This window comes from Halomonas sp., assembly GCF_052095765.1.
Classification (GTDB): Bacteria; Pseudomonadota; Gammaproteobacteria; order Pseudomonadales; family Halomonadaceae; genus Halomonas.
Genome location: NZ_JBQDJZ010000011.1, coordinates 22,693 through 40,731, shown reverse-complemented (window position 1 = coordinate 40,731; position 18,039 = coordinate 22,693). Strand labels below are relative to the sequence as shown.

The following is an 18,039-nucleotide window of genomic DNA, read 5'->3' as shown; positions in this document are numbered from 1 at the left end:
CTACTCGACGGCTACGGGTCTGAGCGCACGATAAATTTTGAATAGCCACTTAGATCAACCGACCTATTCGATTGTTTTCAATCCAGAAGATTCTACACGTGGGCCTAGTTAGTGCGGCTGCTAGATGATGACGATGATCGAACAACACAGCGAGATGAAACGAGGCGATACACTAGACGTTCACCCTGTGATCACAACTCACTACCTAGCGGAAAGGTGATCTCTTAGCTATCGACAATAACTCCACCAGCTGCTTACGTCGCCAAGCATCCACTTGACGTGAGCCAGTGAGCTCTAACTGCGTGGCTAGCCATCTATCGCTACGCCCCTGAAATGCCCAACCCACTAACAGCACCAGCATTTTTGAGCGACTCTCTATCTGCATGTCCTTTACGCAAGACAGCAGCAGCGCCTGAATAGCAGGCCGCACCATGGCGGCGTCGCGGCTGGCCAACGCCACATCCTGAAGGTCTTGCACGTCACTGGCGTGCCAGTCGCTACAAGTGTTAACTCCGGGAGCTTCGGCCAGCAGTGCCAGCGCGACTTCAGGGACCAGCTCGCGCAACTCAAAGGCCAACAGCCCGGACAGCTGGCGGTGAAAGCGCTGTGTCAACCGCTGCTCCAGCGCCTGCCCCAGGGCACTGGTGGCGGTCAGCGTCATCACGGTGTGCTCACCAGTGGAGGTTTCCCGGGCCAACCCCAGGCGCACGCTGCTCATGCCTTCGCTGCGCCAGAACGCCATCAACCCTGGTTCGGCGCCGAAACTGGCGCCCAGCAAGTCAATGCCCTGCGCGGCAGCCAGCTGGCGCTCTAAGTCAATCATCCAGTGGCCCAGCCCCTGCCTGCGGCGCTGTGGATGTACGGCAATACGCAGCACCCGACGCAGCCTGGCTGTCAGAGCGTCGCGCTCGCCAGCATGAGCGGCCAACGACTGCGCCAGCAGATGACCTCGCACACGGCGCTCACCACGAGCGACATGCTCGGCAAGCTCGGGGGAGAAGCCCCCTTCATCGGCTACAACCATTACTGCTTGGGGGCCAGAGTCATCCTCCAGCGCCACCAGTCGTGTATCTGGTGCGTCCAGCAGGCGGCGTAAATCACTCGGTGTCGTACGATAGTGAGCTTGTACTAGCAGACCAAAAAATGCCCGCAAGCGCAGCTCATCGCGACTCAGCTCGGCCCCCGGCAACTCAACCCGGCGCAATGGGCCGCCGCCGGGCAGCACGGGTTCGGCATCTAGCATCAGCAGCTGGGTGGTCAGTGCTTCCAGCGGGTCGTTTGCCGCCCAGCGGATCGGCTGGTTCAAATGAATGGCGCGCCAGTCAGGGGTATGCTTTTCCAATCGCTGGCGAAAGCGCAGTGCAAAGCCGCGCCCGGCACCTTCATAGCCGTGTACCGTGGTAGCAAAGGCCAAGCGTGGAAAAGCCTTCAGCCACTGGCCCAGCAAAGCAGCAGGAATCGCGGCTGCTTCATCCACAAGCAGGCATTGGCCGGGACCACCAACTTCACCGCGCGCAACCCGCTCACTCAGCGCATCCGGGGCGATAAAGCGAACAACACCAGCGTCTGCATAAAACGCTGGGCCACGGCGCTCACCATCTGGGCGCAGCACAGCAAGCCGCTCGAACAGTGGCTCCACGGCACTGGGTCGCGGTGCGGTAACCAGTATTTCCGCATCGCCATCTGCCAGGCGTCTGGCGCAAGCAATACCCAAGGCAGCGCTTTTCCCCCGCCCACGATCGGCAGTAATCACCACTGGCCGCCGTCGGCGTAATGAGACCAGCCGGGCCACGGCGTCGGCCTGATCCCATGTCAGGCAGTCTGGATCATCGGGGCGCGGCGCAGGCTCACTGGCTATCGGCCATTCAGGGATCTGCGGTACTTGCTCCGGGGACCAAGCAATGACCTGCAATGACTCTCCCAGCAGTCGAGCCAACCGAGCCAAATAGTGCGATGTAAGCGCCTGGGCATTCCAAGGGTGCGCTGCCAGCCGCGAATAATCAGCATCCGGGGCGGTGCCCCAGTTTTCGGGCGTCATTAGCACCAGCAGTCCGCCGGCCTGCAAGGTGCCAGACAGTGCGCCGAAGGCATCGGGGTCAAAGCCGGCGCCCGGCGATACCGCGTCCATCACAATCAGATCACGCTCAGCGCCCAGTAGCTGGCGTGCCTTGCTCATGGGCAGCGCGTAGTTGGCCAGCTCTGACGGTATAGACTCGCTGCCGGTAACCCATAGTGGCGCGGCAGGCGACAGTACCTTCCACAAGGCCAGTGCACGGCGTCGGCAGTCTTCGGCTCCACCTTGCAGCCATACCAGCCCGCGCCAGTGACGTACCAGCAACTGCTGCTGGGCATCAACCAGTGCTTGTAGGGCTGTTGTTCGCATTTTTACGTCCTATGGCATTGAACTTTGGTCTGGCTTTGCGGGGTTATTACAGAGAAACTTCAAGATTTTTCGCGGATTTTCAGCCATTTTGCCGAGCTTTCGTTCGCTTGGAAACAACTCATCTTCTTGATTTAAAAAAACTTATGTTTATATGATACCTGTAGGTAACGATACGACTAGCGTCGAACCCGCATGACAGGATAGCCTCGAATTTCGCGCCCTGAGCATGCTAGCGTATTTGTGATCTTCAGACGCACCAAAGCACAGCTATTCCGAAACGATGCAATAATGACAATCAAGGGAGCACCAATGAAGAGATCACCGTTCATCATGACCGCATTGGCCGCCGGCATTACCATGGCCACCATGAGCAGCAGCGCCATGGCCAAGGAAGAGTGGACCATGACGACTACCTGGCCGGACAACCTGGACCTGATCCAGATTGACCGCCACTGGGTCGACCTGGTCAACAAGCTAGCCGGCGACGAACTGGAAATCACCTTCCGCGCTGGCGGCACCCTGATGCCCGGCACCGAAGTGTTCGACGCGACTGAAACCGGCAGTATCGAAGCCGCCGGCGACTGGCCCGGCTACTGGGCTGGCTTGAGCCCGGCGTTCTCGCCGCTGGCCACCACCACCAGCCTATTCAACGGCGTGGACTATCTGAACTGGATCCAGCAGTGGGGCGGCTGGGATCTCTATCAGGAGGTCTACGGCCAGTACAACATGGTGTATCTGCCCTACGGCATCACCAACAACGAATCGGGCTTCCGCGGTAACACGCCAATCGGCAGCCTCGCGGAGCTTGAAGGAAAGCGCCTGCGCCTCTCGGGCCGTGACCAGGGTCGCGTACTGGAGAAGCTGGGCGGCTCTCAGGTCACCCTGGCAGGCGGCGAGATCTATCAGGCCATCGAGCGTGGCGTAATCGATGCCGGCGAGTTCTCTACGCCGGGTGTTGATTACAAGGCTGGCTTCTCTGAAGTGGCGGATAACTGGTCGGTTCCCGGCTGGCACCAGTCGGCCAGTGTGTTTGGCGTGATGATCAACAAGGACGCCTGGGACGCACTCTCCGAAGAGACCCAAGAGAAGCTGAAGATCGCCGCCGACGCCACCATGGCCTGGTCGCTGGCCTGGTCTGAGCGTGAGTCCAACGAAGGCACCAAGAAGTTCATCGAAGATGGCACCGAGATCAACCAGCTGTCTGCTGAGGATCTGGCCGAAATCCAGAAGGTGACCAACGAAGTGATCGTTCAGGGTGCCTGTGAGGATCCGCTGCACGCCAAGGTGTACCACTCCATGATCACCTACATGGAAGATTACGCCACCTGGCGCGATGTCAGCGCGCCTTATAATATGAGCCGCGTGATCGATAACCTTCCTTCGCTGGAAGAAATCGAGGCCTGCATGGAGTAATACTGGTCTGTGCATTTACCTGTTAAATTCAGGGTCACAGTCGGCCGCTGCCCTCGCGGCGGCGGCCGAACTGTTTCATGCAGTTCATCTCTACCGGCGCACCCCTGCTGGCGAGCTTACTGGTGACTCACCTTTTCTGGTTCAACTCATACGGCAACGCCACACGAGGCCCCTTTCATGAATGCCATTGCCAGGGCCATCGATGCCCTCAACGAATGGTTCGGACGCCTGATCGCTCCGCTGCTCGCCGTCATCACGCTGATCGTGATCTATGACATTGCCATGCGCTTTTTCTTCGGACGCCCCAGCGACTGGGCATTTGATGTCACAAAAATGCTGTTTGGTGCCCACTTCATGCTGATGGCTGCTTACGGCCTGCGACACCATGTGCATGTGGAAGTTGACGTGGTGAAACGTCTGCTGTCGCTGCGTGGCCGCGCGATTATCGACCTGCTGGGCTATGTGATCTTCTTTACCCCCTTCATCTGGATGCTGCTGACCTACAGCTGGTACTTCTTCGAGCGCTCCTTCAGCCGCGGTGAGACGACTTACGGCATGGTATCGATTCCAGTGTACCCGGTAAAAGGCGTGATCTTTGTTACTGCTGTTCTTCTCCTGCTGCAGGCTATCGCTATTGTACTGCGCGCCATTCAAGTATTGCGGGAGGAAGCCGCATGAACCTGAGTCCTGAGCTCCTTACTCTTTTCATGTTCAGCGGCCTGCTGATCGGCCTGTTCATGGGCCATCCGCTGGCTTTTGTGCTGGGCGGCGTAGCTGTGATGGGCGCACTGCTGGGCCCAGGAATCAAGGTGCTTGGCACCCTGATCAACAACATCTATGGCAACTCCATGGACAACTATGTCCTGGTGGCCATCCCGCTGTTCATTCTGATGGCGCGCTTTCTCAACGACTCTGGCGTCACCGAGAAAATGTTTGACACCATGCGCCTGCTGCTTGCCAACCTGCGCGGTGGCCTGGCATTGACCGTGGTTATCGTCTCGGTGCTGCTGGCCGCCACCACAGGCATCGTTGGTGCCTCCATCGCGGTAATGGGCATGATCGCCCTGGTACCGATGCTCAAGTATTCCTATAACAAGGAGCTGAGCACTGGGGTCATCATGGCCAGCGGCTGCCTGGGTATCCTGATTCCACCCAGCATCATGCTGATCCTGATGGCCAGCTACTCGCAGGTCTCGGTAGGTGCGCTGTTTGCCGGTGCCTTGGTGCCGGGCCTGATGCTCGGTGTGATGTACGCGCTCTACGTACTGATCATCTGCATGATCAAGCCAAGCTATGGGCCAAAAGTACCTGCTGAAGAGCGCGCCCAAATATCCACCAAGCAGCTACTGATCATGCTGGCGAAGTACGTGCTGCCGCCAATGTCGCTGATTCTGGGCGTGCTAGGTGCCCTGTTCACCGGCATCGCCACGGCCACCGAAGCGTCAGCGATTGGTGTTTTCATTGCCTTCATCCTGTTCATGATCTTCGGCGACCGTAAGGTCTCAACCTGTTACTGGACGCTCATCGAAGCGAGCAAAACCACCACCATGGTCATGCTGGTGCTGGTCGGAGCCACTGCTTTTACCGGCGTGTTCTCGCGTGGCGGTGGTATGAATGTCATCAGCGAGCTGGTGCTGGCCATGCCTGGCGGTACCATTGGTGCGCTGATCCTGATGCTGTTCCTGGTGTTCATACTGGGGATGTTTCTGGACTGGACAGGCATCGTGCTGCTCAGCTTCCCGATCATGCTGCCCATTGTTGAAAGCATGGGAGTGGATGTTCTATGGTTCGTGGTCATGGTGGCTGTGGTGTTGCAGACCTCCTTCCTTACACCGCCGTTCGGTTATGCGCTGTTCTACCTAAAAGGCGTGGCGCCGCCGGAAATTGAAACCCTGGATCTGTACCGCGCGGTCATTCCGTTCTGTGCCCTGATCCTGCTGGCGTGCGTGCTGATGGCCTTCTTCCCAGTGCTGGTGACTGGCCTGCCTAGCCTGCTGCTGGGACGCTGACGCAAATGACAAGACAACTGGCGAAAGGAGAAGCCGCCATGAGCTTCAAGCTGCAGTTTGCTGACGGCCAAGCGTTTACTCAGCCGCTGGGCAAGATCGTCTGCGTAGGCCGCAACTACGCCGAACATGCCAAAGAGCTGAACAACCCGGTACCGTCAGCGCCACTGCTGTTCATCAAGCCAGCCACCAGCGCCGTCGAGCTGGGCAAGCCGCTGAGGGTAAATAGCGGCCATGGCGAGCCGGTTCACTTCGAAACCGAGCTTGCGCTATTGATCGGTGAGCCATTGAGCCACGTCAGCCCCGAACAGGCTGAGCGTGCGGTAGCGGGCATCGGCCTGGGGCTGGATTTGACCCTGCGCGAGCTGCAGTCGCAGCTCAAGGAAAAAGGCCACCCCTGGGAAGTCGCCAAGGGCTTTGACGGCGCCTGCCCGCTATCGCCGTTTGTGGCACTTGAGGCGATACCGGACTGGCCGGCGCTGAGCTTTACGCTATCAATCAACGGCACCTTACGTCAGCACGGTGTGGTATCAGAGATGCTGTTCCCGATTCCGCAGCTGCTGGCAGAAATGAGCCGCCATTTCACCCTGCTGCCGGGCGACGTCGTGCTAACCGGCACCCCTGCTGGCGTCGGCGTGCTGGAACCCGACAGCGAGCTGGCATTCACACTGGGCGACGGGCAGACAAGCCACCTGAAGGTGACTACCCGGGTAACAGAGTAGCGGCTCGATAAACGAACGCATCATCTGATGCGTGCTTAAACTGAAAAAGCCGTCGAGATCGACGGCTTTTTCATTAGTTTCAACTGTACTTAAGCATCAGGCTCTGGCAACGGCAGCGCGCCTTCTTCAATACGGCGTTTGAGGATAATGCGGAACTGCTCAGGATCATGGGGCGTAAGATCGTGGGCCGGCGGATCAACATACACCACCAGCAGACGCGACAGCCAGTAACGCAACGCCGTCATACACAACATGGTCGGCCACAATTTGCGCTCGGCTGGCGTCAACGGACGCTGGGCCAGGTAGGCACCGAGCAACACATCATGACGCTCAACGTTGAGCCGGCCATCCGGTTCAGTCGCCCAGTCGTTGATGACAATAGCCAGATCGAACAGTAAATCGCCGGTGCAGCCATTGTAGAAATCAATGATGCCACCCAGCCGGTCGCCATCATACAGGGTGTTATCGCGAAACAAATCGCCATGAATTGCGCCTTGGGGCAACTCCACGCCAGAGAGCGCGTCCTGATAACGATCGACTTCGTTCTTCATCAACGTCTGGTCGTCGCTGGAAATATAGCCTAGCACCTGGGTGTGCATGGCCAATAACCAGTGCAGATCACGAGGGTTCGGGCGATGACCGGTAAAGTGCTGTGACACACGATGCATGCGCCCTAAGGTGTCCCCCAGCGTCTGGCACTGGTTCAGATTGGGCCGCTTGGGATAAGACCCGGGCAGGCGCGGAAACAGCAACGCGGGTTTTTCGGCCAGGCTGTGCAGAGCAATTCCTTCGCGGTCATGCACCGGGCCGGGCACCGGCAGACGGTGCTCATCCAGGTAATCCAGCAGGCTGACAAAAAATGGCAGCTCGGCCTTGTCACCCTGCTCGAACAGCGTCAGCACCAGCTCGCGCTGATCGGTGGTAACAAAGAAGGTACTGTTTTCAGTGCCGGCAGGCACGCCCGCCAGGGAAACCAGCGAGCCCACACTATAGCGTTCCAAAAACGCCGCTACCTGGGCGTCGTCAAGCGGTGTAAATACGGCCATTTGTCATCTCAACCGGGTTTGCCAAGGCGCTATTGTAACCAACTGCGCCGCGTCACACGACGCATGATACGCCTTCAGCGACGCTTCACCCAGTCGGGAACGGGCACCTTGCCCGGAGACACCCGCTCGAAGTTTCCATTTCCATTGCGATCCAGCAGCACATAGGCCTTGCCGTTCTCGGGCTGAACCTCAATGGCGAACAGATGGCCATCAAGCCGATACTCCTTCACCGTGCGCTGGCTTTCCTGACGCACGGTCACATCGGGTTCAGCGGCCAGTACCGGCACTGACAACAGTGCCACCCCCAGCACCAGGCTTATTAGCACAGCGAGTATGCTGTGTGAAAACATGGTCCGTGGAGACATGGCCCGTAAAGATATGACGTGTTGCAGATTCATTGTGGTTCTCCCAGGCAGACAGCAAGCGGTTTCTCACTCCTGCTTCTGCTCAGTATAGAACGGCGCAATACCAGTCAGTTCCATACTGACCTGCTCCGTATTGATAGCGGCACTCTGCCAGACGGATGCCGGCAGGGCAAAGCAGGTCTGCAATGCGTATCATGGCTCCCATATACCCATTTATAGCCTAACTATCTGACGGACACCGACTCATGACTGACACGCCCATCGTTCTCGTCGACGGTTCCTCCTACCTGTACCGTGCCTTTCACGCCCTGCCACCACTGACCACCTCGGATGGCCAACCATCCGGCGCCATTCGTGGCGTGCTCAACATGCTCAAGCGGCTGATCAAGGATTACCCGAAAAGCCCTATGGCGGTGGTCTTCGATGCGCCGGGCAAGACCTTCCGCGATGAGTTCTTCGACCAGTACAAGGCCAACCGTCCACCGATGCCCGATGACCTGCGCGCCCAGATTGCTCCGCTGCACGAGTGCGTAAAAGCCCTGGGACTGCCGCTGCTCTGTATTGACGGAGTCGAGGCCGACGATGTCATCGGCACCTTGGCGCGCCTGGCCACCGAGGCCGGTCGCGACGCGGTGATTTCCACCGGCGACAAGGACATGGCCCAGCTGGTCAACGAGCACATCACGCTGGTCAACACCATGAATGATGAAACGCTCGATGTGGCCGGTGTTGAGGGAAAGTTCGGCCTGCCGCCGTCGCTGATCATCGATTTTCTGGCGCTAATGGGCGACAAGGTCGACAACATTCCCGGCGTGCCTGGGGTGGGTGAAAAAACCGCGCTAGGTCTGCTGCAGGGCATGAAAGGAGGACTCGACACCATCTATGCCGATCTCGACAAAGTAAAAACACTATCATTTCGTGGCGCTAAGACGCTGCCCAAGAAGCTTGAGGAGCACCGCGATCAAGCTTATCTGTCGTATCGTCTGGCCACCATCAAGACCGACTGCGAACTGGAACATGGGCTGGACGACCTAGCCATTGCCGAACCCGACCGCGAAGCGCTCAAATCGCTCTACCGCCAACTTGAATTCAAGGCCTGGCTGGCCGAGCTGCTGGAAGGCAAGGACGAAGGTGTAGATGATATCCGGCGCGGCAGCTCGCTTGATGCAGCTGACTCGGATAGCGACAACGGCAGTGAGGAGACATCACACACCGCTAGCGCGGCGCGAGTTGATACGATCATCGTCGAACAGGCTCAGCTTGACGACTGGCTTGCGCGGCTGCGCAAGGCCGAGGCCTTCTGTTTCGACCTGGAAACCACCAGCCTGAACTACATGGAAGCCGATATCGTCGGTGTCGGCCTGGCGCTGGAAGCGGGTGAGGCGGCCTATATTCCGCTGGGTCACGATTATTTAGATGCCCCCGAGCAACTTGATCGCAAGACGACCCTAGCAGCACTTGGCGAGGTGCTCGGCGATGAACGCATTGCCAAAATTGGCCAGAACCTCAAATACGATATCTCGGTGCTGGCGCGCTACAGCATTGAAGTCAAAGGTCCCTTGATCGACACCATGCTGGAGTCCTACGTACTCGATTCCACCGCCACCCGCCACGACATGGACTCGCTAGCGCTGAAATATCTGGGCGAAACGACCACTTCTTTTGAAGCGGTGGCCGGCAAAGGTGCCAAGCAGCTGACCTTCAATCAAGTTGCCATGGAGCAAGCGGTGCCCTACGCCTGCGAAGATGTGGATATCACCCTGCGCCTGCACCGCTACCTGCGCCCCAGAATCGATGCCACCGGCCGCCTGGCCGACGTGCTCGATCAGCTGGAACAGCCACTGATTCGCGTGCTGTCACGCATGGAGCGTAACGGCGTCGCACTGGATGCCAAACGCCTGCATACTCACAGCCAGCAGCTAGGTGAGCGCATCCGTGAGCTGGAAACCAGAGCCTATGAGCTGGCCGGGCGCGAGTTCAACCTGAGCTCGCCCAAGCAGCTGGGTGAGATCCTATTCGAGGAACAGGGCATCCCGGTGCTCAAGAAGACTCCGAAAGGCGCACCCTCTACCGCCGAAGCGGTACTCGAAGAGCTGGCACTGGACTACCCTCTGCCCAAGGTGATCATGGAGCACCGTGGCCTGTCCAAGCTACGCTCCACCTACACCGACAAGCTGCCCAAGCTGGTAGACCCAGCCACTGGACGCCTGCACACCAGTTACCATCAGGCGGTCACCGCTACCGGTCGGCTGTCGTCATCCGACCCCAACCTGCAGAACATCCCGATCCGCAATGAAGAAGGCCGACGCATCCGTCAGGCCTTCATCGCCCGGCCCGGCTACCGTATCGTGGCCGCCGACTACTCGCAGATCGAGCTGCGCATCATGGCACATCTCTCTGAAGATAAAGGCCTGTTGCAGGCGTTTACCGACGGCCGCGACATTCACGCCGCGACTGCCGCGGAGGTCTTCGGTGTGGCACTGGACAAGGTCAGCGATGATCAGCGACGCAGCGCTAAGGCCATCAACTTCGGGCTGATCTACGGCATGAGCGCCTGGGGGCTGGCTCGTCAGCTGCATATCGAGCAGAGCCAGGCCAAGGTGTATATCGAACGCTACTTCGACCGCTATCCCGGCGTAGCACGCTACATGGAGCGCATCCGAGCCCAGGCGGCAGAAGACGGCTTCGTCGAAACGGTGATGGGGCGGCGGCTGTATTTGCCGGAAATTCATGCCCAGAACCGCGCCCGCCGCCAAGGCGCCGAGCGTACCGCCATCAACGCACCGATGCAGGGCACCGCGGCAGATGTTATCAAGCGCGCCATGATCGACGTGGATGAGTGGCTGCAATCCCAGGCCCATGCAGACAGCAGCGACGCCTTCGACGCCTGGATGGTTATGCAAGTCCACGATGAGCTAGTCTTTGAAGTCAAAGAAGACCAAGCCGAAGCATTTATGGCCGAAGTGAAGGCGCGCATGAAGAACGCTGCCCAACTGGACGTAGCACTGGACGTCGAAGCCAAGCACGGCGCCAACTGGGATGAGGCGCATTAAAGATAGCCTGAAGATATAAACCCCAAGGCCCGCAACAGTTGAACTGTCGCGGGCCTTGTCTTCCGGTACGGCTGTCAGGCGGCTAGCCGCCCAAACTTAACGCCAGCCGACACGGTCGAAGATCTTCACCGCTTCGGGATTGTTGTTGCCCAGCTCGCTAATGTTCAGGTCATCTTTCTTGAACTCGCCCCAACCCACCAGCGTTTCATTCATCTCCACACCATCAACCACTGGGAACTCATAGTTGCCACTGGCCAACAGGTGCTGGGCTTCATCAGACGACAGGAACTCAAGGAAGCGTACGCCGTTATCACGGTTAGGTGCGCCCTTCACGACACCAGCACCGCCAACGTTGACATGAACACCGCGGTCATCCTGATTGGGGAACAGGATCTCGACCTTCTCAGCTACTTCACGATCCTTGGCATCATCAGAGTTCATCATGCGCACATAGTAGTAGTGGTTGCTAACGGCAACATCACACTCACCGCTGGCCACGCCACGTAGCTGGTCGCGGTCACCACCTTCTGGATCACGCGCCAGGTTATTAACCACGCCCTGGGCCCATTTTTCAGCTTCTTCTTCACCGTGGTGAGAGATCATTGAAGCCAACAGTGACTGGTTGTAAATGCTGTTGGAAGAACGAATGCAGACTTCGCCTTCGAACTGCGGATCGGCCAGCGCTTCGTAGGTGGCAACATCAGCCGGATCAATTTTTTCCGGATTATAGAAAATCACCCTTGCCCGCTGGCTGAAGCCAAACCACTTGCCATCAGGATGGCGCATGGAGTCAGGCAAGCGCTCATTGAGCACATCAGACTCAACGCTGTCGAAAATGTCTTCTTGCTCGCCGCGCCACAGGCGGCCGGCATCTACAGTGACCATGACATCAGCCGGACTGGCTGCGCCCTCGCGCTTGATGCGCTGGATCAGCTGGTCTGAGTCACCCTGCAACGCATTGACCTTGATGCCCGTTTCTTCGGTAAAGGCGTCATACAGCGCCTGGTCAGAGTCGTAATGGCGCGCAGAGTAGATGTTGACTTCCTCGGCGGCCTGAACGGCAAAACTGGCGCTGGCCATAAGGGCAGCTAGAGGGAGGACGATTCGACGTTGCGTAGACATCAGTTACCTCGGTTGGCTTTGAAAAAAGAAGTGTTGAAAGAAACCATGAGAGAATGATAACGAATTGCATTTAACTTCTGCATTGAAGCGCGCCTATTCCTTCGCGTCAAGTCCCATTTGCATTTCCCTGACCCTGATCAACAAAGGCAACAACATTAGCCGCTGAAACAACGAGTTTTATCCCAGCGTCACCAAACACCAAGCAGGGATATAACCAAAATAGCAACGCATTTGGGAAGCTTTCGCGTTATCATTGCAGTCGAATCAACAACGGTCGGGATATTTCGCCCATGCCCAATACCCAGACAGCGACGCCCCTTGTGGCTTCGCCACCCCAGCAGCAGGCCCAGCAACAGTGTGGCAGATGTCCTGCTCCTGACCGCACGCCCGTGCTGACGATGCGCAACATTCGTCATTCTTATGACGGCGACAGCGACCACAGCGCCGTTGAGCATGTTGACCTTGAGGTCTATCAAGGTGAAGTGGTCTGCCTGCTCGGCCCATCCGGCTGCGGCAAGACTACTCTGCTACGTATTGTGGCTGGCCTGGAGCGGGTTCAACAGGGCAGCGTCACACTCAATGGCAAGGTGGTCGGACAGGCGGGCATGCGCCACCTGCCCCCGGAGAAACGCAACGTCGGCCTGGCCTTCCAGGAGTCCGCGCTGTTCCCCCACCTCAGTGTGCTGGAGAACGTCGTGTTCGGGCTTGAATCGCTGCCAGCCCGGGAACGTAAACAGCGCGCCATGAGCCTGCTGGAACAGCTGGGTATGGAGCGCTTCGCCCAAGAGTACCCACACACCCTGTCAGGCGGTCAGCAACAGCGTGTAGCTCTGGCCCGGGCGCTGGCCCCCTCACCGCAGCTGATGCTATTGGATGAGCCGTTTTCCAGCCTGGATGCTCGGCTACGTGACCAGATTCGTGACGATACGCTGCACGTCCTGAAAGATGTCGGCGCCGGTGCCCTGCTAGTCACCCACGATCCGGAAGAAGCCATGTTCATGGCCGATCGCATCGCCCTGATGCGTGAAGGCCGTATTGTCCAGATCGGCACGCCACAGGAGCTTTACTGCACACCCAATGACCCCTTCGTGGTGCGCTTCTTTGGCGAGGTCAACGAACTGTCGGGCGTGGTCTGGCAGGGGCGGGTCATCACTCCAGTCGGTGAGGTTGATGCCCGTGGTCTGGAAGATGGCACCCTGGTGCGCGTCATGGTTCGCCCCGAAGCACTGTGCGTCAAGACACTGGATCAAGCGCCAGCCTCCGACCACGCCGACGAGCGCAACAGCCATGTATTGATGGCACGCCTGCTGGGACGCACAAGCCTGGTGCATATCTGCGCCCACGGCGATGACGGTGACGAGACCCACATGCATGCCCGGGTACCGGGTGTATTTCTGCCGTGTGAAGGCCAACCCATCAGCCTGGACCTGGACTGCTCACAGGTGTTCGTCTTCCCTGTCGAAGAAAGCAGCTGACTCCTTTCTGGATGCGGACTTGCTGGGGCGAGAGCCCCGCATCGCAATACTCAGCAACACCACCGGGATGATACCGACTGCCACAATCGTCAGCGACGAGGTAGCGGCTTCAGCCAGCCGCTCGTCTGCCGCCAGGTTGTGCGCGCGCACCGCCAACGTATCGAAGTTGAATGGCCGCAGAATGATGGTGGCCGGCAGCTCCTTCATCACATCTACAAACACCAGAATGCCCGCAGCCAGCAAGCTGCCGCGCATGATCGGCGTATGTATCCGGCGTAGCGTGCCGCCAGCCGTCTTGCCCAGAGTGCGCGACGCGGCATCCATGCTCGGCGTGACCTTCCCCAGGCTGGCCTCTAGAGCGTTAAAGGACACCGCCAGAAAGCGCACCACATAGGCATAGATCAGGATGAATGCCGAGCCGCTGAAGATCAGCCCCACAATCATGTCGTAATGATCCCGGGTGTAGGTATTCAGGGTGTGATCGAGCCAGGCAAAAGGAATCAGGATGCCCACCGCCACCACCGAGCCCGGAATGGCATACCCCATGGCGGCAATGCGCGTGGCGGTACGTGTCAGGGTGCCGGGGTGCAGGCGCGCACCATAGCTGAGCAGCAGGCCGAACCCAACGGCCACCAGCGCCGCAAGGGTCGCCAGTATCAGACTGTTACCGGCTATCGACACGAACTCACTGCCCAGCAGGCTGTCTCCGGTGCGCATGGCCATATGCCCCAGCAGGGCACCGGGTAGAATGAAGCCTATCAGTACTGGGGCAAAGCACGCCGCCACCGCCGCTATTGCCTTACCACCTCGAAGCTCAAAGTACTGCAACTGCTGGTAACGACTGGCCGTCTGATAATAGCGCCGCTTGCCGCGCGACCAGCGCTCCAGCAGCACAAAAACAATCACGAACGCCAGCAGGCAGGCCGCCAGCTGAGCCGCAGCAATCTGCTCGCCCATACCGAACCAGGTGCGATAGATGCCAGTAGTAAAGGTATCCACGCCAAAATACTGCACCGCGCCAAACTCATTGAGGGTTTCCATCAGCGCCAGCGACACCCCGCCAACAATGGCAGGTCTTGCCAGTGGCACGGCAATGGTGGAAAACAAGCGCCAGGGGCCGCGTCCCAGAGTACGCCCTACATCAAGCACACCGGCCGACTGTTCAAGAAAAGCCGCCCGCGCCAGCATGTACACATAGGGGTAAAGCACCATGGTAATCAGCACTGCCGCACCAGGCAGAGAGCGGACATTTGGGAACCAGTAATCTCCTCGATCCCAACCAAACAGATCGCGCAACAACGTCTGCACCGGCCCTGCGTACTGGAAGAAGTCAGTATAGGCGTAGGCAATTACATAAGTGGGTACCGCCAGCGGCAACAGCATGGCCCACTCAAAGATCCGCCGCCCCGGGAAGCGGCACATCACCACCAGCCAGGCGGTACCGGTGCCGATCACAAAGGTACCAATGCCCACGGCAAACACCAGAAACAGGGTGTTGAGCAGGTAGCGCGGCAGCACCGTACTGGCCAAGTGTGACCAGACATCGCCCATCGGCATGAAGATATGCATCAGTATCACGATCACCGGTAGCGCTACCACTGCGGCAATGCTCAGCGTCAGAACACTCCACAGATCAAAACGCTGCAACAGCCGGCGCTTCGTCGAAGCGGGCGTGGAGGTGGTGGTTCGGGACACAGGTAACTCCTTGCCGGTAAGGGGGAGGCAACATCGCAATGAGAGTGGTTTACCGGCAAGAATATTATCAGTTGAGCCGCTCGGCTGCAGCTGGCTTCTTCGCTATTCCGCCTGCCCGCGCAAATGTCAGATAAAGTGAACATGTAGAACTCACATCAGATCGACTGAAGAGATGCGTCACGGCCTCAAAGCAGGCCCCAGACATCGCACCAAAACAGGGCAAATACCATCATACTCGCATTGTTTTGGTGCAAAACAGCACCCAAGTAACGGCTTAGCGTGTCAGCTCACAAAGAGCGTGCATTGCTGAGGGCTGTCAGAAAACAAAAAAACCTACGGTAACTCAGAGAGATAAAAAATATGGGTTGAAAATGTAAAAACTGGCACGGTTCGTGCATTATTATTTCATATCACGACACGCATACTATAAACAGCTGTGTGACAGCCATTGAGCCCCGTACCATGGGAAGTCAGCGGCAGTCGTGCTACAAGGTCAGCCCAGCGCCTTTTTGCAGATATATTTTTGCCCTACCGTCCACTCTGGAGGATACTCATGTCCGACAAGACTCTCGCCCTTATCGAAGAACACAACGTCAAATGGGTTGATCTACGCTTCACCGATACCGGTGGCAAGGAACAACACGTCACCATCCCGGCCAGCGCTGTCGATGAGGAGTTTTTCGAGAACGGTCAGATGTTCGATGGCTCATCAATCCCCGGCTGGAAAGGAATCAACGAGTCCGACATGATCCTGCGCCCGGACGACGGCACCGCCTTTCTCGATCCCTTCACCGAAGACACTACGCTGATTCTACGCTGTGACATCATCGAGCCCGTCACCATGCAGGGCTACGAACGGGACCCACGCTCCATCGCCAAGCGCGCAGAGGCTTTCCTGCAGTCTACCGGCCTTGGCGATACCGCCTTTTTCGGCCCGGAGCCCGAGTTCTTTATCTTCGACGAAGTGCACTGGAAAACTGATGTTCAGGGCTCCATGTTCAAGATTTCTTCCGAAGAAGGCGCCTGGGCCACCGACAGCGTGATCGAGGGCGGCAACCACGGTCACCGCCCACGCCTCAAGGGCGGCTACTTCCCGGTGCCACCAGTCGACAGCTTCCACGACATCCGTGGTGCCATGTGTAACACCCTGGAAGCCATCGGCCAGAGCGTCGAAGTGCACCATCACGAAGTCGCCAACGCTGGGCAAAACGAGATCGGGGTCAAGTTCAACACCCTGGTCAAGAAAGCCGACGAAGTGCAGGAAATGAAGTACGTGATCCACAACGTGGCCCACGCCTACGGTAAGACCGCCACCTTCATGCCCAAGCCGCTGGTCGGCGACAACGGTAGCGGCATGCACGTACACCAGTCGTTCTGGAAGGACGGCATCAACCAATTCGCCGGAGACCAGTACGCCGGGCTGTCCGAGATGGCGCTGTATTACATTGGCGGCGTGATCAAGCACGCCCGGGCACTGAACGCCTTCTGTAACGCCTCCACCAACTCCTATAAGCGTCTAGTGCCGGGCTTCGAAGCGCCGGTGATGCTAGCCTACAGCGCGCGCAACCGCTCAGCGTCGATCCGCATCCCCTACACCGCCAGCCCCAAGGGTAAGCGCGTCGAAACCCGCTTTCCGGATCCGACCGCCAACCCCTATCTGTGTTTTGCGGCACTGTTGATGGCCGGCATCGACGGCATCAAGAATAAGATCCACCCCGGCGATGCCATGGACAAGAACCTCTATGACCTGCCACCGGAAGAAGGCAAGGCCATCCCCACCGTGGCCGAAAGCCTAGCGCAGGCGCTCGATGCCCTCGACGCTGACCGTGCCTTCCTTACCGAAGGCAGCGTGTTCACCGACGATATGATTGATGCCTATATCGAGCTCAAGAAGATCGAGGTTGAGCGGCTGCGCATGGCGACTCACCCGATCGAGTTCGACATGTACTACAGCTGTTGATCGCTAACTGAACACTGAGGGCGCCACCAGGCGCCCTTTTTATGCTCTCCATGTTCAGTTAATCAGCATGTCTCCGCCAAGCCCAAGAGCAAAGCCCAACACTGCCCCCAGTGGTGGCGCCCAGTGCTGGTCAAGCCGCGCCTCGGGCGCCAGATCCTGAAAGAGTGAATAGAGGATTCCGCCTGCGGCAAACAGCATAATGCCCGACACTACCTGGGGGTAATGCGATAGCCAGAACAGGCCACTTAGTCCGGCTACCGGCCCAAGCAATGCCATGCCTGTAAACGTCAGCAGCAGCCGACGCCTGCTGTAGTGCGTGGAGTGCCCCAGCTCCTGAATAGCACTGAAGCCCTCAGGCAGATTCTGTAACGCCATCAAGGCGGCCAACAGCACACCACCCTCGCCGCTCAATGCAAAGGCCGCGCCCAGAGCCAACGCTTCAGGCACGAAGTCGGCCAGCATGGCCGCCAGTTGACTAGCCTGGGTGCCGCTGCGCTGAAGCCACACATCCAGCCCCATGAAGCCCAACCCACCGGCCAACAGGCAACCTACGGCAAGCGGCATCTCAAGCTTGGCGGAACCCTCCGGCACCAGCACTAACGCCACCGCTGACAATAACGCACCGCCACCGAAGGCGACGATGCCGTGACGCAGCTCACTATCCAGCCAGACCGGCCCCAACCTGCCGATACCCGACAGCCAGCCACCCAGCGGCATGGCCATGCCAGCCATCAGTGTCAACAAAATAACCGTGTGCCAACTTTCCATGGGTTACTCCCCCCTATCTGCCTACGCCAAG

The 18,039-nt window shown here is 58.4% G+C and carries 13 protein-coding genes; 7 read left to right on the top strand and 6 right to left on the bottom strand.

Going from position 1 to position 18,039, the window contains the following annotated elements:
* Positions 1-205: 205 nt before the first annotated feature.
* Positions 206-2,383, bottom strand: a complete 2,178-nt coding sequence (locus tag ACTH3D_RS02920) for a tRNA(Met) cytidine acetyltransferase TmcA (protein WP_441665070.1) — start codon at positions 2,381-2,383, stop codon at positions 206-208.
* A 309-nt stretch (positions 2,384-2,692) separates the two neighbouring features.
* Between ACTH3D_RS02920 and dctP the strand changes: the two genes are divergently transcribed.
* From dctP to ACTH3D_RS02900, 4 genes are all read left to right on the top strand, one after another.
* Positions 2,693-3,796, top strand: a complete 1,104-nt coding sequence (gene dctP, locus ACTH3D_RS02915; protein ID WP_441665068.1) for a TRAP transporter substrate-binding protein DctP — start codon at positions 2,693-2,695, stop codon at positions 3,794-3,796.
* 177 nt (positions 3,797-3,973) lie between these two features.
* Positions 3,974-4,474, top strand: coding sequence for a TRAP transporter small permease subunit (locus tag ACTH3D_RS02910; RefSeq protein WP_441665066.1), 501 nt, complete (start codon positions 3,974-3,976; stop codon positions 4,472-4,474).
* Complete coding sequence (locus ACTH3D_RS02905; protein ID WP_441665064.1) at positions 4,471-5,805, top strand: TRAP transporter large permease; 1,335 nt, start codon at positions 4,471-4,473, stop codon at positions 5,803-5,805. Before ACTH3D_RS02910 ends, ACTH3D_RS02905 begins: the two co-directional genes overlap by 4 nt.
* A 38-nt stretch (positions 5,806-5,843) precedes the next feature.
* Positions 5,844-6,524 carry a fumarylacetoacetate hydrolase family protein gene (locus ACTH3D_RS02900; RefSeq protein ID WP_441665062.1) on the top strand — a complete coding sequence of 227 codons (681 nt, stop codon included), beginning with the start codon at positions 5,844-5,846 and terminating at the stop codon, positions 6,522-6,524.
* 89 nt (positions 6,525-6,613) lie between these two features.
* On the opposite strand, the gene ACTH3D_RS02895 is transcribed toward ACTH3D_RS02900, so the two are convergent.
* Entirely contained in the window at positions 6,614-7,570 is a 957-nt protein-coding gene (locus ACTH3D_RS02895) for a homoserine kinase (protein WP_441665060.1), read from the bottom strand.
* 74 nt (positions 7,571-7,644) lie between these two features.
* Positions 7,645-7,968: a DUF2782 domain-containing protein gene (locus ACTH3D_RS02890; RefSeq protein ID WP_441665058.1), complete on the bottom strand. Its 324-nt coding sequence runs from the start codon at positions 7,966-7,968 to the stop codon at positions 7,645-7,647.
* Positions 7,969-8,180: 212 nt separating this feature from the next.
* On the opposite strand from ACTH3D_RS02890, the gene polA reads away from it, so the two are divergent.
* Positions 8,181-10,988, top strand: coding sequence for a DNA polymerase I (gene polA / locus ACTH3D_RS02885; RefSeq protein ID WP_441665056.1), 2,808 nt, complete (start codon positions 8,181-8,183; stop codon positions 10,986-10,988).
* 96 nt (positions 10,989-11,084) lie between these two features.
* Here polA and ACTH3D_RS02880 read toward each other — a convergent pair whose 3' ends face one another.
* Positions 11,085-12,110: a Fe(3+) ABC transporter substrate-binding protein gene (locus ACTH3D_RS02880; RefSeq protein ID WP_441665054.1), complete on the bottom strand. Its 1,026-nt coding sequence runs from the start codon at positions 12,108-12,110 to the stop codon at positions 11,085-11,087.
* A 398-nt stretch (positions 12,111-12,508) separates the two neighbouring features.
* Between ACTH3D_RS02880 and ACTH3D_RS02875 the strand changes: the two genes are divergently transcribed.
* Positions 12,509-13,585, top strand: coding sequence for an ABC transporter ATP-binding protein (locus ACTH3D_RS02875; protein ID WP_441665076.1), 1,077 nt, complete (start codon positions 12,509-12,511; stop codon positions 13,583-13,585).
* On the opposite strand, the gene ACTH3D_RS02870 is transcribed toward ACTH3D_RS02875, so the two are convergent.
* A complete protein-coding gene (locus tag ACTH3D_RS02870) occupies positions 13,547-15,154 on the bottom strand; it encodes an ABC transporter permease (RefSeq protein WP_441665074.1) in 1,608 nt (535 codons plus the stop codon). The two genes, ACTH3D_RS02875 and ACTH3D_RS02870, sit on opposite strands and share 39 nt — an antisense overlap.
* Positions 15,155-15,833: 679 nt before the next feature.
* Between ACTH3D_RS02870 and glnA the strand changes: the two genes are divergently transcribed.
* Complete coding sequence (glnA, locus tag ACTH3D_RS02865) at positions 15,834-17,240, top strand: glutamate--ammonia ligase (RefSeq protein ID WP_441665052.1); 1,407 nt, start codon at positions 15,834-15,836, stop codon at positions 17,238-17,240.
* A gap of 54 nt (positions 17,241-17,294) precedes the next feature.
* Here the strand turns inward: glnA and ACTH3D_RS02860 are convergent, their stop codons facing one another.
* Entirely contained in the window at positions 17,295-18,008 is a 714-nt protein-coding gene (locus ACTH3D_RS02860; protein WP_441665050.1) for a ZIP family metal transporter, read from the bottom strand.
* Positions 18,009-18,039: the final 31 nt, after the last annotated feature.

Excerpts from the sequence above, each read along its gene's own strand:
- ACTH3D_RS02920 (WP_441665070.1), bottom strand. The coding sequence starts at position 2,383 with ATGCGAACAACAGCCCTACAAGCACTGGTTGATGCCCAGCAGCAGTTG.
- dctP (WP_441665068.1), top strand. The coding sequence starts at position 2,693 with ATGAAGAGATCACCGTTCATCATGACCGCATTGGCCGCCGGCATTACC.
- ACTH3D_RS02910 (WP_441665066.1), top strand. The coding sequence starts at position 3,974 with ATGAATGCCATTGCCAGGGCCATCGATGCCCTCAACGAATGGTTCGGA.
- ACTH3D_RS02905 (WP_441665064.1), top strand. The coding sequence starts at position 4,471 with ATGAACCTGAGTCCTGAGCTCCTTACTCTTTTCATGTTCAGCGGCCTG.
- ACTH3D_RS02900 (WP_441665062.1), top strand. The coding sequence starts at position 5,844 with ATGAGCTTCAAGCTGCAGTTTGCTGACGGCCAAGCGTTTACTCAGCCG.
- ACTH3D_RS02895 (WP_441665060.1), bottom strand. The coding sequence starts at position 7,570 with ATGGCCGTATTTACACCGCTTGACGACGCCCAGGTAGCGGCGTTTTTG.
- ACTH3D_RS02890 (WP_441665058.1), bottom strand. The coding sequence starts at position 7,968 with ATGAATCTGCAACACGTCATATCTTTACGGGCCATGTCTCCACGGACC.
- polA (WP_441665056.1), top strand. The coding sequence starts at position 8,181 with ATGACTGACACGCCCATCGTTCTCGTCGACGGTTCCTCCTACCTGTAC.
- ACTH3D_RS02880 (WP_441665054.1), bottom strand. The coding sequence starts at position 12,110 with ATGTCTACGCAACGTCGAATCGTCCTCCCTCTAGCTGCCCTTATGGCC.
- ACTH3D_RS02875 (WP_441665076.1), top strand. The coding sequence starts at position 12,509 with ATGCGCAACATTCGTCATTCTTATGACGGCGACAGCGACCACAGCGCC.
- ACTH3D_RS02870 (WP_441665074.1), bottom strand. The coding sequence starts at position 15,154 with ATGCATATCTTCATGCCGATGGGCGATGTCTGGTCACACTTGGCCAGT.
- glnA (WP_441665052.1), top strand. The coding sequence starts at position 15,834 with ATGTCCGACAAGACTCTCGCCCTTATCGAAGAACACAACGTCAAATGG.
- ACTH3D_RS02860 (WP_441665050.1), bottom strand. The coding sequence starts at position 18,008 with ATGGAAAGTTGGCACACGGTTATTTTGTTGACACTGATGGCTGGCATG.